This window comes from Arenibacter sp. F20364 (assembly GCF_023015905.1).
Lineage (GTDB): Bacteria > Bacteroidota > Bacteroidia > Flavobacteriales > Flavobacteriaceae > Arenibacter.
This window is the reverse complement of sequence record NZ_JALKBD010000009.1, coordinates 55,610-72,346: the sequence shown is the minus strand read 5'-3', so window position 1 is coordinate 72,346 and position 16,737 is coordinate 55,610. Positions and strand designations below refer to the sequence as shown.

Here is a 16,737-nt window from a genome sequence, read left to right as displayed (position 1 = left end):
ACCAATAACATAAATATTATGAAAAATGTTTTGATTCTTATCGCATTAGTGATAGTGGGCAATATGGCCATTGCTCAAGAAAAACTCTACTTAGTATTCGAATTCATGCAAGTGGACAATGATCAGGAAGTAGCTTACGCTGAAACTGAAGAATTTTGGGAAAAAATTCAAGCCCAACGCGTGAAAGGTGGCGATATTACGGGGTGGGACCTTTGGGCTCTTAGTCCCGGAGGAGAACAACAGGGCTATCAATACCTCACGGTTACCTTATATAACGATCCCGTAAAGATGATGGATGGCAGCAGTTGGTCAAAACTTATGGAAAGGGCCAAGGCAGCCTATCCAGATATGTCCGAAGCCGATCTTGAAAAAAAATTAAACCACTCCTCGTCAACCCGGGATTTGGCGGTAAGGATATTCGCCGAAGAAATAGCCATGACCAAGGGCGATTTTGATATGTCTGTTGGCACTGTAGCCCAGATAGATATGATGAAGGTAGGTTTAATGGATTATGATTCTTATGAAAAAGCGGAGATGGAAATATTTCAGCCTATCCACCAAAAAGCGGTGGACTCTGGCGGAAAGGCCAATTGGGGATTAATTAGGATTATTAGCCCTATAGGAAGTGATACCTATGCTTCCCACATGACCGTTAGTATGTTCAAGGACTATAAGCAGGCCCTGAACCAAAATATTGATTGGTCAGAGGGGGCTACGCCGGCATCTACCAAAGCTATGCAGGATGGAATAGGGTTAAGGGACATGAAATATGTTTATATGGCCAATTTGATTAGAAAGGCACGCTGAGCAATTGCCCTTTCTTAATTAAATCAGAAAAACCTCTAGCCCAGGGGTTACAGGTTTTTCTTTTAGCGGTGTAATGTGTGGTCCCTGTCAATAGGGAATTGAGCTATATTGATTCGTTTAGATCTACTTATTTTTTTAAGGTAATGGCGTTTTCTCCCTTCCCGATAATAATCATATCGGCCATATCCAAGAACAGTCCGGTTTCTACAATGCCGGGGATCTGATTTAGCCTGCTTTCCAAGGCGGGAATATTTGTAATATGTTTAATGTTAAGGTCTAAAATATAGTTGCCTTCATCGGTGACAAAATTTTCGTCATTCTTTACTCTCAATTTTGGCTGTAACCCCATTTTTTGAAGCGACTGCTCAATTTTTTTGGTAGCAAAAGGAATGGTTTCCACGGGGAGTTTAAAATCGCCCAATCTTTTTACCTCTTTTTGGGAATCGGCAATTATGATGACAAGTTCTGAATTATAAGTCAATATTTTTTCTCTCAACAAGGCACCACCACCTCCTTTAATAAGCTGCATATAGGGGTCAAATTCATCGGCTCCATCAATATAAACATCAATAGAATTGGCTTTTTCCAAGGTGGTTAGGGGAATCCCTTTTTCCGTTGCCAGTTTCTTGGTGCTTTCGGAAGATGGTACGCCGACAATCTCAAGTCCGTTTTTAACTAGTTCACCTAGTTCATTTACCATATGGGCTGCCGTAGACCCGGTTCCCAATCCAACGGTCATTCCATTTTTAACGTATTTCACAGCTTCTTTGGCAGCTATTAATTTTTCTTGATCTAGGTTCATTTATAATAATTGTTATTGAGAGTAATTTATTTTATTGGTCAGGATAGATCTACAAGTTTTTCATCCAATTAACAATGTCCTTGGAACCGGAGTTATTGGTCTTTTGTAGTTCGTCCATTATTTTAGGATGGTCCTCCGGTCTTGTTTGTGATAACTTATAGGTAGCTTGAATATCTGAAATGTCGATTCGGAATCCGACTATGCCCTTTATTTGTTTCATGGTTTTGTGGGAAAAATTGTGGATCGAGACCGGATTGGTCGATTCTTTTTCATATTTGTCCACTAATTTATGGAGCGAATCCAAGACCGCATCATCATTTAATATCTGTATTTTTCCGTAAACGTGAACGGCAATGTAATTCCAGGTAGGCACTTCTTCTTCCTTATACCAGGAGGACGATATGTAACTATGTGGGCCGTTAAAAATGGCCAAGACCTCTTTATTTTCCTTGAAAGATTTCCATTGCGGATTGGCCTTGGAGATATGACCCAATAATAGGTCCTTTCCTTCGTCATCCTGATCCAATTCTAAAGGGATATGGGTTGCCCAAGGTCTACCATTGGTCTGGTTCACCAATATACCAAAACTGTTGTGTTTAATAAACTCCTTTACCTCTTCAAGGTTTTCGTTCTTGTAATGGGATGGTGTATACATGCTGTCAATTAATTGGGAGTGGTCATCAGGACGGGTAAATGGTCCGAAATATGCATGTTATTGGGCATTCTGTCGTCAATATGGGTATAGGACAGGACGTCAATATTATGCACAAAGATATAATCTATTCTATTTTCCATTATTCTATCCGGATCAAAACCGTTAAACGTACCTATGGGTCCGTAGAAAGGCTTTTTTGAAATTTCCATGGCATCTGTGAGATTCGTTTTAAGGAATTGAATAGGGGCTGTGTCAGGGGTTAAATTTAGATCCCCCATCAGTACCAAAGGTAGATTGGAGGTGTTTATTTCATTCATTTTTTTATAAATAAGCTCTGCCGAATTTATTCTGGCCTGCATTCCTCTGTGATCAAAATGGGTGTTAAAAACCCAAAATTGTTTTTTTGTAGCTGTATTTTCAAATAAGGCATAGGTGCAGATTCTCTCCATGGAAGCATCCCACCCTACAGAAACTTTTTCTGGTGTTTCTGATAACCAAAAGGTATTTGTTTTTAGCACTTTGAATTTATCGGTATTGTAAAAAATTGCGGAGTATTCTCCTTTTTGTTGCCCATCGTCCCGGCCTACACCTATATAGGCATAACCCGTCAAGGCGGTATTCAAATAGTCTACCTGATGGTGTAAACCTTCCTGAATACCTACAATATCGGTGTCATAGTGCTGAATCAGTTTGGCTAAAGAGGCCTTGCGTTTGTTCCAATTGTTAATGGTATCAGAAGTATTGTCATATCTGATATTAAAACTGATGAAATTTGTGGTTTGGGAAAATGAGGCTTCCGGAATTACAAAGATGGCCATCACTATTAATAAGGTGGTGAATAAACTTTTCATTTGATATTTATTTTTACTTTTAGAGTAAATCTTTTAAAAGAATAAATATCCTGAAATTTTTAAATACCTACTAATTATTGGGAATTTATATCACCTAAAAATTAGGGAAAAAGGAACTGATTATAAATCAATCCCTTTTTGGTCTATTATTTCTGTTTCTGTTACGATTGTTATTTCTGCCACCTCTGGGATTGGAATGTCCAGTCCTATGTTTTTGCCTGTTGTTGTGATGTTTTTTCTCTTCCAACGGGATCTCTTCGAAACCATCATCCACAAAAGGATGGTCCGAAATAACGGGTACCTGTTGGTTTATTAATTTTTGAATATCCTTAAGATAAGGTCGCTCTTCCGCATCACAAAATGATAGGGCAACTCCACTGGCACTGGCCCTACCTGTTCTACCTATTCTATGTACATAAGTTTCGGGTACATTGGGCAGGTCATAATTGATTACCAGGGAAAGTTCTTCAACATCTATTCCCCTGGCGGCAATATCGGTTGCTATTAGCACCTTTAATTCCCCATCTTTAAAATCGCCCAGAGCCTTTTGCCGTGCATTTTGTGATTTATTGCCGTGAATAGCATCCGCCTTGATATCGGCCTTGGCCAATTGTTTCACAATTTTATTGGCGCCGTGTTTGGTTCGTGAAAAAACAAGGGCCGAGTCATTTGGATCTTTTTCCAAAAGGTGGATCAGTAGGCTGGGTTTATTTTTTTTGGTGACAAAATAAACGCCTTGTTCTACTTTTTCTGCAGTTGCTTGCTGAGGTTTAATGGTGACCCTTTCAAAATCTCCCAATATTTTCTTTGAGAGTTCCACTATAGCGGGTGGCATGGTAGCGGAAAAGAAAAGGGATTGTCTATTTTCCGGTAGTTTGGCAATGATCTTTTTAATATCGTGGATAAAGCCCATATCCAACATTTGATCGGCTTCGTCCAATACTGCGTACTTTATATCCTTTAAGGAAATAAAGCCTTGGTTCATTAAGTCCAATAACCTGCCGGGAGTAGCAATAAGTACATCCACACCCTTTCTAAGGGCATCCGTTTGCCTTCCCTGCTTAATGCCACCGAAAATAACGGTATTTTTTATTCCTGTAAATCTGGAGTAAGAGGTGAAATTTTCCCCGATCTGTATGGCCAACTCCCTAGTTGGGGTTACCACTAAGGTTCTTATTTTTCGTTGTTGTGGATTGGTTTCCCTATCCAACACCAATTGTTGTATGATGGGTATGGAAAAAGCTGCGGTTTTACCGGTTCCTGTTTGTGCGCAACCCAACAAATCCTTTCCGCGAAGCAAAATGGGAATGGACTTTTCTTGTATTGGAGTTGGATTCGTATAGCCTTCGGCCGTCAGGGCCTTTAGTATAGGCTCTATAATACCTAATTCTTTGAATGTCATGTAGTATGTAAAATAAGCGGCAAAGGTAGGGGATTAGTTTGGATAAACAGTTTAAATCAAAAAATAGACCTTAGAATCCAGCAGCAGCGGCCTCTGCACATCGTTCGCCATCCATGGCTGCGGATACAATACCGCCAGCGTAGCCACCACCTTCACCACAGGGAAAAAGCCCCTTAATTTCAGGATGTTCCAAGTTTTCATTTCTTGGTATATTGACAGGGGAGGAGGTTCTTGATTCTACCCCAACTATATTGGCCTCAGAGGTGTAATAACCCCGCATTTTTTCTCCAAAGGCAGTAAAGCCCGAACGTAACCTGCTGCCGATCAATTTGGGCAAGAGTGAATGTAATGGAGCTGATTTTAAACCGGGTTGATAAGAGGTCGGATTTAAGTCGTTGGACAATTTGCCTTCCACAAAGTCGGTAAGTCGCTGTGCAGAAGCAGTTTGTGTCCGTCCGCCCGAAGTAAAGGCCAATCGCTCCAAATCCTTTTGATATTCCAAGCCTTTTAGCGGTCCAAAATGTTCGTATTTGTGAATATCTTCGTCTACATTTATTTCCACTACAATACCGGAATTGGCAAATAGGTTATTTCTTTTGGAAGGCGACATGCCATTGACGACCACTTCTCCCGGGGCGGTTGCCGCAGGGACTATAAACCCACCGGGACACATACAAAAAGAATAGACGCCCCTGTCCTTCACCTGTTCTACCAGACTATAGGAAGCAGCAGGGAGCAATTCGTTCCGTTGTCCTTTACAGTGGTACTGAATACTATCTATAATATGTTGAGGGTGCTCTACACGAACACCCATGGCGAACGACTTGGCCTGTAAGGCAATTTTTTTGTCGTTCAGCAAATAATAGATATCCCTGGCAGAATGGCCGGTGGCCAAAATAACCCTTTCCGCTGGCATTTCGGTTCCATCCTGTAAAACAATGGTCTTTATGGCATTATTGACAATGGTAAAATTGATCATCTTTGTTTGGAAGTGTATTTCACCACCATATTTTATGATGGTCTCCCTTATATTTTGCACCAGCTTGGGCAATTTGTTGGTGCCTATATGGGGGTGTGCATCTATAAGAATTTGTTCGGTTGCTCCATGATAGACCAAATTTTCGAATATTCGTCGAACATCCCCTCTTTTAAGGCTTCTGGTGTACAGTTTGCCATCGGAATAGGTGCCTGCACCTCCTTCTCCAAAGCAATAATTGGAATCTTCATTTACTATATGATCCCTGTTAATGGCCTTTAGGTCCCGTCTACGGTCCTTTACATTTTTGCCCCTTTCAAGGACAATGGGTCTATACCCTAATTCTATACAGCGAAGCGCGGCGTACATCCCGGCAGGTCCAAAACCTATAATGTGTATTTTTTTAGCTTTGGATACGTCCTTATAATCAAAGCTGTACTCCTTGGTCTTGGGTGCGGGTTCGTTAATATAAACCGAGACCTTATAATTGAAATATATGGTAGACTTACGGGCATCTATAGATTTCCGAAGTACTTTTACAGTTGTCACCTCCGGAACGGAAATACCTAAGTATTTGGCAGCTTTCTTTTTTAGGATGTCTTCTACGGATTCTTCCAATAAAGTAATCCTAAGTTGAATGTTTCTTACCATAGTGCAAAATTACTTTAATTAAAGTAATTATTTATTCAAAAATATTATGACAAGCCAGGGCTTAAGGTGTTTGTTTATACCCCATACTCCTTTTTATAGGACAAGGGGGTTCTTTTGGTGATTGACTTGAATTGTTTGTTGAAATTGGACAGTGTTTGAAAGCCACTCTCGTAGCAGGCCTGGCCAATATTCATTTTATTTTCGATGAGTAGTTTGCAGGCATAGCCTATTCTAATTTCGCTTAAAAATTCTGAAAATGTTTTGTTGGCATGGATCTTAAAGTATCTGCTAAAAGAGGTAGGGGTCATGTTGGCCAAGGAGGCCACGGTACTTAACTCTATTTTGCTTTTGAAATTCTTCATTACGTAAGCATGGACATTGTTCATCCTTTCGGTATCCGCTTCCTTTAAGGAGTTGGTATATCCAGGACTGGCCAGGGATATAGTTTCTGTTGTGTTGGCAATACAGTTTAAGATTTTAAACAATTCCAGAACACTTTCCATGCCTTCAAGGTGCACTAGCTTGGTTAGCATGGTGCCGATAGTTTTTGCGGTTTTTCCAGTCACATCCAGACCCCGTAGACTCTTATGAAATAATTGCCTTAGTTTAATCATTTCTTCCTTTTGTAATAGACTTTGGCCAATAAAATCTTCATGAAAGTAAACTACAATACCTTCGGACCATAAACTGTCCTCTACTGCATAACCTTCATTATCGCTACGCCACATATGTGGTAAATTGGGTCCTGTGAAGGTAATATCCCCTTCCTTAAAATGCTTTACGTGGTCACCAATAAATCTGGTGCCGCCACCTTTTAACACCATAAATAGTTGATACTCCGGATGGAAATGCCAAATAGGGTCAAAATTGGGCTGTCGCAATAATTTGGCAACAAAGGCATGGGATTTAGGAATGGGCGATTTTTGTAATGCAGATTTCATCTAGGAATAAGGTTTTAAACACGGAAATGCTAGGGGCCAATCTTAGGTGTAATTCTAGTATTCTGTAATTATTTGTCCATAAATATATACAAAATACTTGTTTAATGGTATAATACAGTCAATTGTAGATAACATATAGTATTCTTTGTGCTCGATTAATTGTTATAATTGTTGAACATAAATACAAGTTAATCATGAAAACCTTAACGGCACGTTTTTTTTGTTCGCTAATTGTACTTACAACCTTGTTAAGTTGTAATCCTTCTGAAAAGAAAAAGAAAGACGATCAACCCAGACGAATTGAGATGTTGTTCCTTGGGCACGCACAGGAACACCATAACTCCAGGCTATATATGCCCATGTTGGCCTCTGCCTTGACTCAAAGTGGAATTAACATTACCTATACTGAAGAGGTAAAAGATCTTAATCCTGAAAATTTAGAACTCTATGATGGGGTAATTATTTACGCCAACCATGAAAGTAGGTTTCCGGAACAGGAAAAAGCTTTGTTGGATTATGTAGCAGAGGGACATGCATTTATCCCGATTCATTGTGCAAGTTTTTGTTTTAATGAGTCGGAAGACTATGTGGATTTGGTAGGGGGACAATTTCAAACCCACGGTACGGATACCTTTACGGCCAAAATTATTGATAAGTCGCACCCCATAATGCAAAATTTAGAGGAGTTTTCCACTTGGGATGAAACTTATGTGCATGATAAGTTGGCCAGTGATATCACCGTATTGATGGAAAGGGTAGAAGGGGAACATCATGAGCCATGGACATGGGTAAAGCAATTTGGCAAGGGCAAGGTATTCTATACTGCTTACGGACATGATGAAAGAACGTGGACTAAGCCAGGGTTTCAAAATCTTATCAAAGAAGGTATTCTTTGGGCAGTGGACGACCAGGTAAAAAAGAATTGGGAAGCATTTTCTAAAGACATACCAACCTTGAAGTATAAGGAAGAGGCCAATATTCCCAATTACGAGAAAAGGGACCCGGCCCCTAAGTATCAGTTGCCTTTAACACCTGAAGAATCGGCAAAGTTGATCCAAGTCCCTGCTGGGTTTAAGTTGGAGCTGTTTGCTTCGGAACCCAATATAATTAATCCTATAGCTATGAATTGGGATGAGAAAGGTAGGCTCTGGGTAATTGAGACCGTTGACTATCCCAATACAGTAAGGGACGATAAAGGCTCCGGGGACGACAGGGTAAAAATATGTGAGGACACCGATGGGGATGGAAAGGCGGATAAATTTACCATATTCGCCGAAAAATTGAATATTCCTACCAGTTTTACTTTTGTGAATGGAGGGATTTTGGTTTCCCAGGCCCCGTATTTTTTATTCCTAAAGGATACAGATGGCGATGACAAGGCAGATGTTAAGGAAATTGTAATTGATGGATGGGGAGTTTTTGATACCCATGCCGGGCCTTCCAACCTTCAACGTGGCATAGACAATAATATTTATGGAGTAGTGGGTTATTCAGGATTTAAGGGAAGTATTTCGGGTGAAGACTTCGAGTTTAGTCAAGGTATATATCGCTTTAACAGGGAAATGGGCAATTTTGAATTTTTGACCAATACCAGCAACAATACCTGGGGACTGGGTATTACCGAGGATAACTCCATTTTTGCTTCCACAGCGAACAATACCCACAGTGTATTTATGGGTATACCTAACAAGAACCTAAAGGATGTAAAGGGGATTTCACTAAATGGTAGTTCAAAAATTGATGGCCATTATGCAATGTCGCCAATTACACAAAACATAAGACAGGTAGATGTTTTTGGAGGTTTTACAGCGGCAGCGGGCCACCATTTTTATACAGCAAGGATATACCCCAAAGAATATTGGAATAAGTACGCCTTTGTCTGCGAACCAACGGGTGGGGTAGTGCATATTGCTAAAATTGAGAAGGATGGCGCTGGGTATTTGGAAAAGGACGGTGGCAATTTGATGGCCAGTTCGGATGAATGGGTTTCCCCAGTTGAAGCCAAGGTAGGACCTGACGGTGCTGTTTGGGTCTCGGACTGGTATAATTTTATTATACAACACAATCCGACCCCCAGAGTGGAAAGAGGGGGATATGATGCTGTGAACGGTCTGGGGAATGCCTATGAGAATCCTTTGCGCGATAAATCCAGGGGACGTATTTGGCGTATAATGCCCAAAGATGTGGAAGATAAGGCATCCATGACTTTGGATAATGAGGATTCTAAAGGCTTGGTAAAAGCCCTTTCCAATGACAATATGTTCTGGCGTATGACCGCCCAGCGGTTATTGGTTGAAAATGGCGATGCCGATGTAGTACCAGAACTCATTTCATTGGTCAAGAATACAGAAGTGGATATTTTGGGACTTAATCCGGGTGCACTGCATGCTTTATGGGCCCTTGATGGACTGGGAGCTGTGTCTTCAAATACGGAAGCAATAGAAATAGTTAAATGGGCTTTGAACCATCCGTCCGGAACGGTTAGGAAGGCGGCCATACAGATCTTGCCGAAAAACAATACTGTAGATGCACTTTTATTGGAGTCCAATATACTCCAGGATAAGGATCCGGAAGTGCAATTATCGGCACTTATATATTTTTCTGAAAGGGAGCCCAACGTAGAAATAGGCCGAAAGTTGTTCGAGCTGAGCGAGAACGAACAATTATTGACCGACGATTGGTTGGCAAAGGCCCTATATGCAGCAGGAAGTAAACATCATCAGGGATTTATCAAGGCTTTTATGGACAATAACCCCAATTTTGAAATTGGATCGGTAGAAGAAAATCTAAGACAGGTAATAGATCTTGATGATTCCAATTGGGAGACCATGCTCCTTCCCCAACTGATAGAAGATGCGGGATTGCAGATGGATGGTATTATTTGGTTTCGTAAAAATGTGGAAGTTCCATCCAATGAAGGTGCAAAGTCGGGTACCATATCCTTGGGGCCTATAGATGATTCCGATAAGGTCTATATTAACGGGGTTTTGGTTGGTGGTACCGAAAAGGATTATTTGGCCGATAGGGTGTACAAGATTCCCTCAGGGGTTTTAAAAGCAGGAAACAATACTATTGCGGTTCGGGTAGAAGATACTGGTGGTGGTGGAGGCATCTGGGGTAAAAAAGAGCAGATGTTTCTTAAAGCCGGTCAATTTAGCATCTCCTTGGCAGGGGATTGGAAATATGAGGTGGAATCGGATTATTCCAAAGCTGCAAAAAGCGTTTTTGAGGATAAACCCTTGGCCCAGCTTTTGGTAGAAACGTATATCAATGAGGTGGAATTGGAATTGGACAATGTCTTGGATGGCAGTTCCAACGCCGTAGTCATTACTATCAAGACCATTAAAAATGAGATGAAATATGATCTTACAGAGTTTGTTGTGGAAGCAGGAAAAGCTGTTGAACTTGTTTTTGAGAACACAGATTTTATGCAGCATAACCTTGTCATTACTAAGATAGGCGAAAAGGAAAAGGTGGGTATGGCAGCCGATAAATTGGCCACGGACCCCAATGGGGCAGAAAAGAATTATGTTCCCGAAATGTCCGAGGTACTTTTTGCAACGGCTATCATAAATCCAGAGGAAAAGGTGGTTTTAAAATTCAATGCCCCCACAGAACCTGGAGACTACCCTTTTATATGCACCTTTCCCGGGCATTGGAGAATAATGCAAGGGGTTATGAAAGTGGTAAAGGCAAAATAGTACCACAATCAGCCTTAAAAAGGGTACTCATAAATAATTGTATGATAGGATGCAACATTAATTTATTTTAAGTAATAATTAAAGCATGGTAAATAACATAAAATACGGTGTAAGTACTTGGCTTTGGGAATCACCTTTCAGTACCCAGTCCATTGCCTTGTTCCCTAAAATTAAAGGGATGGGGTACGATCTGGTAGAAATCCCGGTTGAAGACCCTGAATTGATCAATGGAGAGGTGATAAAGAAAGCACTAAAGGATAACGGACTACAGGCAGTTGTTTGCGGAGCCTTTGGTCCTGCGAAGGATCTCACGCACAAAGATACCGCAGTACATCAAAATTGCTTCGATTACATAGAAAAATGCTTTGAACTTTGTAATCTATGGGAGGTGGATTTTTTGGCGGGACCCATGTACGCAGCGGTGGGTAAGGCAAGAATGCTTCCTAAAGAAGAGCGTAAAAAGGAATGGGACTTGGCGGTATCCAATATTTCAAAAGTTTGCTCTATGGCCCAGAGCCATGGTTTGTCCATTGCCTTGGAGCCTCTCAATCGTTTTGAATCCGACATGATCAATACCGCAGAGGATGTAATGCGTTTTATTAGAGATGTTAACCATCATTGTGCTAAAGTATTACTGGATGGGTTTCACATGACCATTGAGGAAGGGAGTATTGCCAAAGCAATAGAAACGGTAGGGGATAAATTATTGCATGTTCAGGTTTCTGAGAACCATAGGGGAATTCCCGGCACAGGACTAACTCCCTGGGCCGATTTTGCAGAAGGATTGAAGGCTATTGATTATAAAGGGGCAATAGTTATTGAAAGTTTTACTCCGGAGATCAAAGAGTTGGCAGGGGCAGTATGTATCTGGAAAAACTTGGCAAAGAGTCAAGATGAATTTGCTAGCCAAGGAATCGATTTTATGAAAAGGACATTTAATTAAAAATAAAGAAAATGAGCAATAAGAAAGTAAATATCGCTATAGTTGGTTTGGGATTTGGAGCAGAATTTATTCCTATCTACCAAAAGCATCCAAATGCTAATTTAGTAGCTATATCACAAAGGAATCCTGTCAAATTAAAGGAGTTGGCCGATGCGTTCAACATTGAAAAAAGATATACTTCCTATGAAGACCTGCTGCAGGACCCGGAAATAGATGCGGTGCATATTAATACCCCAATTCCCGACCACGGTATTCAGTCCATTAAAGCTCTAAAAGCCGGGAAACATGTGGCCTGTACCGTGCCTATGGCGACTACAGTGGAAGAATGTGAGGAAATTGTACGCCTAACTCAGGAAACCGGCCTCACCTATATGATGATGGAAACGGTAGTTTATGCCAGGGAGTTTCTGTATATGAAGGAGTTGTACGAAAAAGGTGAACTGGGCAAGGTACAGTTTTTAAAAGCAAGCCACCAGCAGGATATGGATGGTTGGCCCAATTATTGGCCGGGTTTGCCTCCAATGCACTACGCAACACATTGTGTAGGCCCCGTATTGGCCCTTACGAGGGGGGAGGCTGAATACGTCTCCTGTTTTGGTTCGGGAACTATACGGGAGGAGCTTATATCTCATTACAACTCGCCATTTGCAGTAGAGACTACGCATATTAAATTTCGGAATTCGGATTTAAGTGCCCAAGTATACCGTTCCCTTTTTGATGTAGCCAGACAATACAGGGAAAGTTTTGAGGTTTATGGTTCAAAGAAATCGGTAGAATGGCCCTTGATCGAAGGGAAGCCATTGGTAGTGCATACGGCCAAAAAACCAGAACCCGAAATTCCAGAGGAAGTGGAGAGTCCGGATTTCGCAAAATTGCTACCTAAGGAAATACAACATTTTACAACCAAAGGAGTATACGATTCCGATGAGCACCAACACCTTTCGTTTACCCAGGGAGCCGGACATGGGGGGTCACATCCACATCTGGTCCACGAATTTGTAAATGCTCTGGTTCGGGATAAAGCGCCTTACCCCAATGCAAAACAGTCCGCCAATATAACCTGTGTAGGTATTCTTGCACATGAGTCTGCGCTCAAAGGAGGTGCGATAATCAAGCTGCCGGATTTTACTTTTTCAGGTAAATAGTTTGTTTTCTGTGCCGTACAGAATAAAATCTTAAGTGATGTTTTAAGTCAAGTAGCAGGTGTTAAGGAGATTTTCTTGAAGGTGAATTATGATTAGCGTTAATAATTTTTTAAAAAAAGCACTACTTATTTAAAAATAATTGCTAATTTTAACATTCATAAGTAAGACTTGAAAAATAAGTTATCTAAAACGAAACTATTTTTTAAAATTCAAAAAGAGGACGTAGGGGTGCGTCCTCTTTTTCATTTCTAGTTGGTTCCTTTTCAACTCATCTCAGTAAATCTACAATTCGGTTGATTCAATTTCCCTATCTATTTGATTTAAAACATCTTTGCGTAGTTAGCACCTTATATAAAACTGAGCTATGCAAAAAATCATATTGATAATTATAGCCACAATCGTTAATGGATTGGTAGGGGTACAAGATGAAAGTAAGTTGTTAGATAATTGTTCCTTTATTGCTGTAAGTCAACATTGTAATGGAATTGAATTGAAGTTGGAAACACTTGCAGGGACAACTTTTTATCATGAAAATGTTACTCCGGCCAATTCAATGTGTCAGGTGCCACCTTGGAATCTTTTCGTTAACTTTAAACCTATATCCTCCCTTTCTGACCAAGGTAGTAAAGGCAGTTTTTGGGGCAAATTTTAACAGGTGACAATAAAATTCGATGATGCGATTTATTAAACATTTAGGAAATGCCGTATTTATTGGGACCCTGATTTATTTTATATTTCTTGCCGTTTTCTTTTTTATGGGAAATTTCGACGAAGGTTTTAGCTACCAAAGAGCTTTGCGTGAGTACTACGGCAATATGATTTTCGCGGTAATTCTTTATATGGTAAATGCCTACTGGATCCAGTTTCTTATCACGAAATATAAAAATCAGTTTTACCAAAAATGGCGCCTATTATTAGGTGTCTCAGGTAATATAGTGCTCTCTTTGGCCGGGATATTTGTTTCCCGTTTAATTCTTAGGGTGGGCATTGGAAAAATTCCGATTTCTGATTTCTTGATAAATGAGAAATTGGAGGATTACAAAGTTTCCTTGTTGTTGGCGATTTTGATTTCGGCAATATTTTATTTGGCTTGGTACTTTAAAAATAGACAGGAGAATAAGGTAAAGGAACAGAAAATAATTGCCGGTACTGCCTCTGCCAAGTTTGATGCACTTAAGAATCAATTGGATCCACATTTTCTTTTTAATAGCTTAAATGTGTTGACTAGCCTAATTGACGAGGATGCTGCGCAGGCGCAAAAATTTACCACCTCCCTTTCAAAGGTGTATCGTTATGTTTTGGAGCAGAAAAACAAGGACTTGGTAACCGTGGATGAAGAGCTTGCCTTCGCCAAAACTTATGTGAGGTTGTTGAAAATGAGATTTGAGGATAGTATTGTTTTTGATATTCTTGAAAAGGGCAGTGATGCCGAGGCAAAAATAGTACCCTTATCCCTACAGCTATTATTGGAAAACGCGGTTAAACACAATGTGGTGACTTCTGCAAAGCCTTTGCGGATAAGGGTATACGAACAGGGGGGAATGCTTTGTGTTTCCAACAATTTACAGGAAAAGCAAGTCGTTAAAAAAAGTAGTGGGGTTGGACTAAAGAATATACAGGAGCGATATCATATATTGTCCAATAAGGAGGTGCAGATTGAAAAAACTACTTCAGAATTCACGGTAAAACTGCCTGTGCTGACCAAAGGAATCGGACAAAGGGAAACCCAGCAAACATTTTTGGAGGATAAGAGGTATCAAAAAGCCAAAGAACAGGTAGAGGCGATCAAGGGGTTTTATGGGAATCTTATTTCCTACTGCGTGGTGTTGCCCATCCTGGCAGTTGTAAATTATAACACCACCAGCTTTCCATGGGTAATTTTTCCGGCCATAGGATGGGGATTTGGTGTTGCAGTGCACGCCATGGAGGTTTTTGGTTACAACCCACTCTTGGGTAAAAACTGGGAAGAAAGAAAAATTCAAAAATATATGGACGATGAGAGTTTTTAGGGTACAGTCCATCCTTTAAATTCAACAGTTCATAAATTCCTTTTTGAGAAAGTTGGGTTGTTTCGCGAAATTTGAATTAAAATTAAATCATGGAAAACATAGATAAGGAAAGTAAATACTTCCGGGCCAAAGAGAGAGTGGAGGCAATTAAAAAATTCTATTTAAGCCTTATGTCCTATTTTGTTTTTATAGGCTTCCTGGCAGCTCTTAATTACTGGACCGATCAATGGCGGTACCCGTGGTTTCTATGGGCGGCTTTTGGCTGGGGGATAGGGTTGGTGTTTAAGGCCGTGAAAGTTTTTGGTCTGAATCCTTTTTTTGGAAAGAATTGGGAGGAGCGAAAAATAAGGGAGTTTATGCAAGATGATGAAAGAGAAAACAGATGGAAATAATGGATTACGATGAAGATAAAAAATTGGAACGCGCCAAAAAACAGGTGGCTGAATTAAAGGGCTTTTATATTCACTTGGCCGTTTATATAGCGGTTAATTTGTTTATTACGACAACTAAGATTATAGAAAATATGGGTAAGGGGGAATCCTTTGTGGAGGCATTTTGGGACTTCGGCTCTTTTGCGGTGTGGTTATTTTGGGGGATTGGACTTTTTTTTCATGGTTTAAAGGTGTTCTCCTATAGTCCTTTTTTCAACAAGGAATGGGAGGAAAGACAGATAAGGAAACATATGGATAAAGAAAAGCAGGAATCCGAAAAATATAGATAATGGATAAGGACAAGGGCGATATTGAAAAGTACATTCGCGCAAAAAAACGCGTAGACAATCTTAAGAATTTTTACGCACACATAGTGATATATGTGATAATGAGCCTTCTGCTCTTTTTGTTTAAAGGAAGGATTATTGACTTCTTTGTAGGTAAAGGGGTGAGGGATGAAGGGTTTTTAACTTGGATGGATTGGAATTTTGTTTTTATTCCAATTATCTGGGGAGTGGTTTTGTTGGTCATAGGGATATACCACTTTAGGTTTAAGTCCGGATTTATAAAAAAGTGGGAAGCAAGGCAATTGCGAAAATATATGGAAGAATAAGTGGGGAATTGCCAGGGCGATCAATCAATAACCAATTAACCAATAAAAATGAACGCAATCATAATTGAAGATGAAAAACCTGCAGCCAGAAGATTGGGTAGATTATTATCCAATTTGAAGGTAGAGGTTTCCACCATGCTCTACTCCGTAGAAGAGGCCGTTTTTTGGTTTCGGGAAAATCAACATCCGGATTTAATTTTTTTGGATATTCAACTGTCGGACGGACTTTCGTTTGAAATTTTTGAAGCGGTCGAGATTAAAAGTTCGGTCATTTTTACGACCGCATATGATGAATATGCATTGCAGGCATTTAAGTTGAACAGCATAGATTATTTATTAAAACCCATAGATGATGAAGAGCTGGAAATTGCAGTAAAAAAGTACCTCGCATTTAGACCTGAAAAACGAAAAATGTCGCTCGATTTTGAGGACATAAAAAAGTTGCTGGTCAATCCTTTGGAACGGGAATACAAGAAGAGGTTTACGGTGAGCGTAGGGCAGCATCTGAAAATTATCAACGCGGAGGAAATAGAATGTTTTTACAGTGAGAACAAAGGTACCTATGCGTCCACCATCGATGGCCGAAATTATCTGTTGGACCATACTTTGGAGAACTTGGAATCGGAGCTTCACCCCAATTCCTTTTTCAGGGTTAGCAGAAAGTTCTACGTCAATATCAGTCATATAAAAGATATAGTATCCTACACAAATTCCAGGCTGGAAATCAAATTAAATCGCTTTAAAGGGCAGGAAATTATTGTGAGTAGGGAACGAGTAAAAGACTTTAAGTTATGGTTAGAGTAAAGTTAT

General features: G+C 40.1%; 16 protein-coding genes. 10 read left to right on the top strand and 6 right to left on the bottom strand.

Annotated elements, in window-relative coordinates:
• Positions 1-18 precede the first annotated feature (18 nt).
• Positions 19-807, top strand: a complete 789-nt coding sequence (locus MWU84_RS09275; protein ID WP_246900907.1) for a hypothetical protein — start codon at positions 19-21, stop codon at positions 805-807.
• A gap of 127 nt (positions 808-934) precedes the next feature.
• On the opposite strand, the gene rpiA is transcribed toward MWU84_RS09275, so the two are convergent.
• From rpiA to MWU84_RS09245, 6 genes are all read right to left on the bottom strand, one after another.
• Positions 935-1,609 carry a ribose-5-phosphate isomerase RpiA gene (rpiA, locus tag MWU84_RS09270; protein WP_246900905.1) on the bottom strand — a complete coding sequence of 225 codons (675 nt, stop codon included), beginning with the start codon at positions 1,607-1,609 and terminating at the stop codon, positions 935-937.
• A gap of 49 nt (positions 1,610-1,658) precedes the next feature.
• Entirely contained in the window at positions 1,659-2,264 is a 606-nt protein-coding gene (locus MWU84_RS09265) for an FMN-binding negative transcriptional regulator (protein WP_246900904.1), read from the bottom strand.
• 8 nt (positions 2,265-2,272) lie between these two features.
• Positions 2,273-3,115: an endonuclease/exonuclease/phosphatase family protein gene (locus MWU84_RS09260; protein ID WP_246900903.1), complete on the bottom strand. Its 843-nt coding sequence runs from the start codon at positions 3,113-3,115 to the stop codon at positions 2,273-2,275.
• 127 nt (positions 3,116-3,242) lie between these two features.
• A complete protein-coding gene (locus MWU84_RS09255) occupies positions 3,243-4,517 on the bottom strand; it encodes a DEAD/DEAH box helicase (protein WP_246900902.1) in 1,275 nt (424 codons plus the stop codon).
• Between the two features lie 70 nt (positions 4,518-4,587).
• Complete coding sequence (locus MWU84_RS09250) at positions 4,588-6,144, bottom strand: FAD-dependent protein (RefSeq protein WP_246900901.1); 1,557 nt, start codon at positions 6,142-6,144, stop codon at positions 4,588-4,590.
• 74 nt (positions 6,145-6,218) lie between these two features.
• A complete protein-coding gene (locus MWU84_RS09245; protein ID WP_246900900.1) occupies positions 6,219-7,085 on the bottom strand; it encodes an AraC family transcriptional regulator in 867 nt (288 codons plus the stop codon).
• A 194-nt stretch (positions 7,086-7,279) separates the two neighbouring features.
• Here MWU84_RS09245 and MWU84_RS09240 point away from each other — a divergent pair, with 194 nt between their 5' ends.
• The 9 genes from MWU84_RS09240 to MWU84_RS09200 all read left to right on the top strand — a co-directional run bounded on the left by MWU84_RS09240 (position 7,280) and on the right by MWU84_RS09200 (position 16,731).
• On the top strand, positions 7,280-10,786 hold the full coding sequence (locus MWU84_RS09240; protein WP_246900898.1) for a PVC-type heme-binding CxxCH protein: 3,507 nt from the start codon (positions 7,280-7,282) through the stop codon (positions 10,784-10,786).
• 85 nt (positions 10,787-10,871) lie between these two features.
• Positions 10,872-11,729, top strand: a complete 858-nt coding sequence (locus MWU84_RS09235; protein ID WP_246900896.1) for a sugar phosphate isomerase/epimerase family protein — start codon at positions 10,872-10,874, stop codon at positions 11,727-11,729.
• An 11-nt stretch (positions 11,730-11,740) separates the two neighbouring features.
• Positions 11,741-12,874, top strand: coding sequence for a Gfo/Idh/MocA family oxidoreductase (locus MWU84_RS09230; RefSeq protein ID WP_246900894.1), 1,134 nt, complete (start codon positions 11,741-11,743; stop codon positions 12,872-12,874).
• 364 nt (positions 12,875-13,238) lie between these two features.
• Positions 13,239-13,526 (top strand): hypothetical protein, encoded by a 288-nt coding sequence (locus MWU84_RS09225; RefSeq protein ID WP_246900892.1) that lies wholly within the window; start codon positions 13,239-13,241, stop codon positions 13,524-13,526.
• Between the two features lie 19 nt (positions 13,527-13,545).
• Positions 13,546-14,883: a 2TM domain-containing protein gene (locus MWU84_RS09220; RefSeq protein WP_246900890.1), complete on the top strand. Its 1,338-nt coding sequence runs from the start codon at positions 13,546-13,548 to the stop codon at positions 14,881-14,883.
• 89 nt (positions 14,884-14,972) lie between these two features.
• Positions 14,973-15,275 carry a 2TM domain-containing protein gene (locus MWU84_RS09215; RefSeq protein WP_246900888.1) on the top strand — a complete coding sequence of 101 codons (303 nt, stop codon included), beginning with the start codon at positions 14,973-14,975 and terminating at the stop codon, positions 15,273-15,275.
• A complete protein-coding gene (locus MWU84_RS09210; RefSeq protein ID WP_246900886.1) occupies positions 15,266-15,604 on the top strand; it encodes a 2TM domain-containing protein in 339 nt (112 codons plus the stop codon). The genes MWU84_RS09215 and MWU84_RS09210 overlap by 10 nt, the downstream gene beginning before the upstream one ends.
• A complete protein-coding gene (locus MWU84_RS09205) occupies positions 15,604-15,927 on the top strand; it encodes a 2TM domain-containing protein (RefSeq protein ID WP_246900884.1) in 324 nt (107 codons plus the stop codon). The genes MWU84_RS09210 and MWU84_RS09205 overlap by 1 nt, the downstream gene beginning before the upstream one ends.
• Before the next feature lie 48 nt (positions 15,928-15,975).
• Positions 15,976-16,731: a LytTR family DNA-binding domain-containing protein gene (locus MWU84_RS09200; protein ID WP_246900883.1), complete on the top strand. Its 756-nt coding sequence runs from the start codon at positions 15,976-15,978 to the stop codon at positions 16,729-16,731.
• The last annotated feature ends 6 nt before the right edge of the window (positions 16,732-16,737 follow it).